Origin of the sequence: Saliniramus sp., assembly GCF_035311605.1 — a bacterium.
Lineage (GTDB): Bacteria > Pseudomonadota > Alphaproteobacteria > Rhizobiales > Beijerinckiaceae > Saliniramus.
In genome coordinates this window covers 1-4,247 of the sequence record NZ_DATGCW010000299.1, presented here as the reverse complement: position 1 = coordinate 4,247, position 4,247 = coordinate 1, and the positions used below count along the sequence as shown (strand labels likewise).

Below are 4,247 nucleotides of genomic sequence, written 5' to 3'. Positions count from 1 at the left end.
GCCTCGATCGTAGCGCGGATGTTCTGACGAAGCCGATCCTCGATGGGATCGTAGCCGGCGTCGCTGCACAGTAGCGCTGGCATGGTCGTGTCTGTAGTCTGGTCCATGGCGTGATCTCCCTGGCGGTTGCCGCCGCCGGTTGGGTGGGTTGAATCACCCGGAGATTACGCCGCCTTCAAATTTCCACCACCTTCGCGACACGACCGTCCGGCATCCACCTCATCAGTTCAGTCGGCTATTCATTCAGTTCAAGATTGTATCCCCATGCTGTTGGTTGGCGTGCATGTTCGGGTGCTCCTCAGATGCAAGGATTTCTTGCCTGCGTAAGCATGTGACCGGGTGCAGTCATGTTTCAGGCCACACAAGTGCAGCTTTCACGTCGCGCGCACCGGTCCTCCGATTGCGGCTTTGTCAATCCGAAAAGGGAGCGCTCGGCCGAGGGTAATGGTTCTCTTCGAGGTCACACGCTTTGCGCCTCATCATGGTATTCGGTGCTGCGCTGGTGTGACCGGCTCGCAATCGGGGACGAAGGAAGCGCGATACGGCGGCTTTTCTGGCACAATCACATGGGTGACCCCGCTGGCGAGCATCTCCACAGCCACCAGCGACCGCTGCGCCCGAACCCACGGAAGGACGAAGCCCGGAAACGGTATGGACGCGGCGGGGAAAGGGAGAACCGGCGCAGATACAAGAGTCTTCCCGGTTCCTCGACAGCATTGACAAGGCGCTTGTCGCCGCAGCCGTTGTACCGGTGACGATCATGCTCAATGCGTGATGCGCTCCCGACGTGAGCGGATATCGTTGGCAATCTCGTCGAAAGCGCGGTCGACATTGCTGACATCCGCATCGAAGAAATGCTCCGGCGTCGTTGCGCAATCATGCAGCATCTGACGCGCCTGGATCCCTTCTTCGAAGCGTTGCAGATCGAAGCCGATCGTGAAGATCTCGATTCCCGCATCCTTCATCCCGGTGCAGAGCCGCAACATTCTGTCGTCGAGAAAGTCCTGTTCGTTGCCGTGGTCGACACCGTCATTCTCGCTGATGAAACCCAGGGCGCCGTAGTCGCTGTCTCCGGACGGTGCATTGACCGAAAAGAACTGGTTGATGCCGTCGGTCATGAAGATGGCGATCTTCTCGACGTTTTGCGGATCGTAGTCCCGCGGCGCCGGCGTATCCCCCCACATGCCGCCCCAGCGCGGCGAGAGCGTGCGCCATGCCCAGGCGAGACCCGTTGGCGTCATGGTGCCGCTGCGGCCCCAGGGCATCAGGGAATCGATTACATCGCCGAGCAGGCGACGGTCGTTGGTCCAGTCGGTGATCGCGTTTTGCGGGCAGCCGAGATTGGGGCCGCGTCCCATGTTGCTTGATGCGTTGGTCGTCACGCTCTCGTCGATCGCAACCGGCAGATAACTGTTGTGCATGGCCTCTGCATGAGGATTGCCCACCCCCTGCCAGGACGGCCAGTAATAGGGCGTGAACGGCGCAATTGCCGGCGGCGCATCCGTCAACGCGTGAGGATCGCGCCCCCTTTCCTCGACGCATCCCATCCAGCCATCGGCGACATGGCAGGTGCCGTTGATCCGAACACCCGGACAGGGGCCCGGGCGCGTCCATTCACTGCGATTGCCCAGATAGCACACCCCCAGAGCGGGATCCCAGATCACACCGGTACCCTGGCAATCCGCACCGGCAACTTCACTCGCGCTCCAGATATAGCGGTTGGCGTAGCGGGAAGTGCCGGGCGGGTGGTTGTGCGGCGCCTCGTCCAGCGGGGCTAGCCAGTCGCCGCGATCGCGCCCGATATTCACCGCCGTCACGTAGGGCACCACATTGAGAAGCACCCGTTCACCGGTGGCTTCACCTTCGGGCAGGATGGTATCCATGAGGCCGTGCGCCGCATCCTGCAGCGCCGCCAGCCTGCCGCGGAAACGCATCGATCCCGTCACGTCGAGCACCAGCGAGATTTCGAAGGAACGCAGCTCACCACGCGTGCGGGCCTCGGCATGGAGCGGCAGCTCCGCAAAGCCGAAGAAACGCATGAAGGTGGTGGGCACGCCCCCGTTGACGGAAACCGCGACCAGTGTCTGCGTTTCCTCGACCGGGTTTTCACGCATGACCTGGAGTTCGCGGATCACGGGTGCATGCGAGACCTCCTGAAGGCGCGCGAGCAGCGCTTCCTCCGCAGCATCGAGCGCGGCGCGATCACGTGATCGCCCGACAGCCTGCATCGCCGTCGCATCCACCATGGCCTGAACCGTACTGCGCGCATCCGCCCAGCGCGAATAATCCAGAGCCGCACCGATCGCGCCAAGGATCGGGATCAGGGCAAGGGCGAAGATGAGGGCGATATTGGCCCGCATGTCGGCACGAAACCCGAGGGCTACATGCGCCATGCACCGCGCCGCAGCGGTGATGGACCGCAAGACGCCCGGGATAATCGCGACAGAATTCAAGATCTTCATAACTGCCCCTGAAACCGCTTCCTGATTGTTTTTAATCTTAAGTTGCTAATCAATTATCAACACGTTGTTACACCTCCAAAGGCAATCGATCCGGGCAGCGAAGCCCGGCTGATCCGCCCACCTGCAAACAGGCGATGCAGCCGAAGCGCAGATGGTTTAGATCTCTGCGCATGTCCGATTCCGCAGAACCCGCATCCCCCGCCTTCCGCGAGGCTCTTCCCATCGACGCGGTGCGCGATCGCATCATTGCGACGCTCGACGCGCATGCATCAGCGGTGCTGGTGGCGCCTCCCGGTGCGGGCAAGACCACGCGGGTGCCGCTCGCACTCCTGCGCGATGCGCGTTTTCTCGCCGGAGACAGCGCTGCGGGGCGACAGATCATCCTGCTTGAGCCCCGCCGGCTCGCCGCACGGGCAGCAGCGCAGCGTATGGCCGACAGTCTCGGCGAACGTGTCGGCGATACCGTCGGTCTGCGCATGCGCTTCGAAACCCGCTCCGGGCCGAAGACGCGGATTACCGTGGTGACGGAGGGTGTCTTCGCGCGGATGCTGCTCGATGATCCCCTGCTCGACCAGGTCGGGCTGGTGATCTTCGATGAGTTCCACGAGCGTTCCCTCGATGCGGATTTCGGTCTCGCGCTCGCCCGGGACGTGCAGACGGGCCTTCGCCCGGATCTGCGCATTCTCGTGATGTCGGCGACCCTCGACGGCGCGCGCATCGCGGCGCTGCTCGGACCCGAGCCGGAAATCGGGGAAACGCAGCCGGCACCGGTGATCGAATCGCAAGGGCGCAGCCATCCGGTGGAGACGCGCTATGGCGGGCGTGATCCGCGCCGCCCGCTCGCCGCCGACATGGTTGATTGCATCCTGCGGGCGCTTGAAGCCGAGACCGGCTCCGTTCTCGTTTTCCTGCCCGGCGCCGCCGATATCCGCCGGGTGGAGGGGCTGCTGACGGAGCGCGCGCATGATCCGAACGTGATTGTGGCGCCGCTCTTCGGTGCGCTGGAGCGCTCCGAGCAGGACCGCGCCATCGCCCCGGCGCCGCAGGGTAAGCGCAAGGTGGTGCTGGCGACGAGCATTGCGGAAACCGCGCTCACCATCGAAGGCATCCGGGTGGTCATCGATTCGGGCTATACCCGAGTGCCGCGTTTCGAACCCGGCTCCGGCCTGACGCGGCTGGAGACCGTGCGGATTTCGCGCGCCGGCGCCGATCAGCGGCGCGGGCGAGCGGGACGCACGCAGCCGGGTATCTGCTACCGGCTCTGGGAAGAAGCGGCGAACGGGGCGCTGGCGCCGTATCAGCGCCCGGAAATTCTCGATGCGGATCTGACCGGGTTGGTGCTCGATTGCGCCGCCTGGGGCGAGATCGATCCCGCCCGGCTGCCCTTCCTCGATCCGCCCCCGGCACCCGCCCTTACGGAAGCGCGCAAGCTCCTGACCGATCTCGGGGCGATCGAAGCGGATGGGCGCCTGACGGATACGGGCCGGGCATTGCGCGCCCTGCCGCTGCCGCCGCGCCTTGCCCGGATGATCGTGGCTGCAGCTGAGGAATCCCCGCAAGCCGCACGCCTCGCTGCCGATTGTGCGGCCGTGCTGGTCGAGCGTGGACTCGCCGGCGACGATGCCGATCTCGCACAGCGTGTCATGCGCCTGCGCCGCGAGGGTGGAGGGCGCGCGCAACAGGCACGGGTCATGGCGCAACGCTGGGCCAAGTCCGTATCGCCCGATGGGGATCGCCAGAGACCGCAATCCGACGCCGGGATGCCCGATGAGGCGCTCGGCGGCC

2 protein-coding genes are annotated in these 4,247 nt (G+C 64.7%); one reads left to right on the top strand and one right to left on the bottom strand.

What is annotated here, in order from left to right; genetic code table 11:
- Positions 1-764 precede the first annotated feature (764 nt).
- Positions 765-2,393 (bottom strand): hypothetical protein, encoded by a 1,629-nt coding sequence (locus VKP01_RS13235; RefSeq protein ID WP_324413031.1) that lies wholly within the window; start codon positions 2,391-2,393, stop codon positions 765-767.
- A 239-nt stretch (positions 2,394-2,632) separates the two neighbouring features.
- On the opposite strand from VKP01_RS13235, the gene hrpB reads away from it, so the two are divergent.
- Positions 2,633-4,247 (top strand): ATP-dependent helicase HrpB (hrpB, locus tag VKP01_RS13230; RefSeq protein ID WP_324413029.1); only part of this gene is annotated, 1,615 nt, incomplete at its 3' end.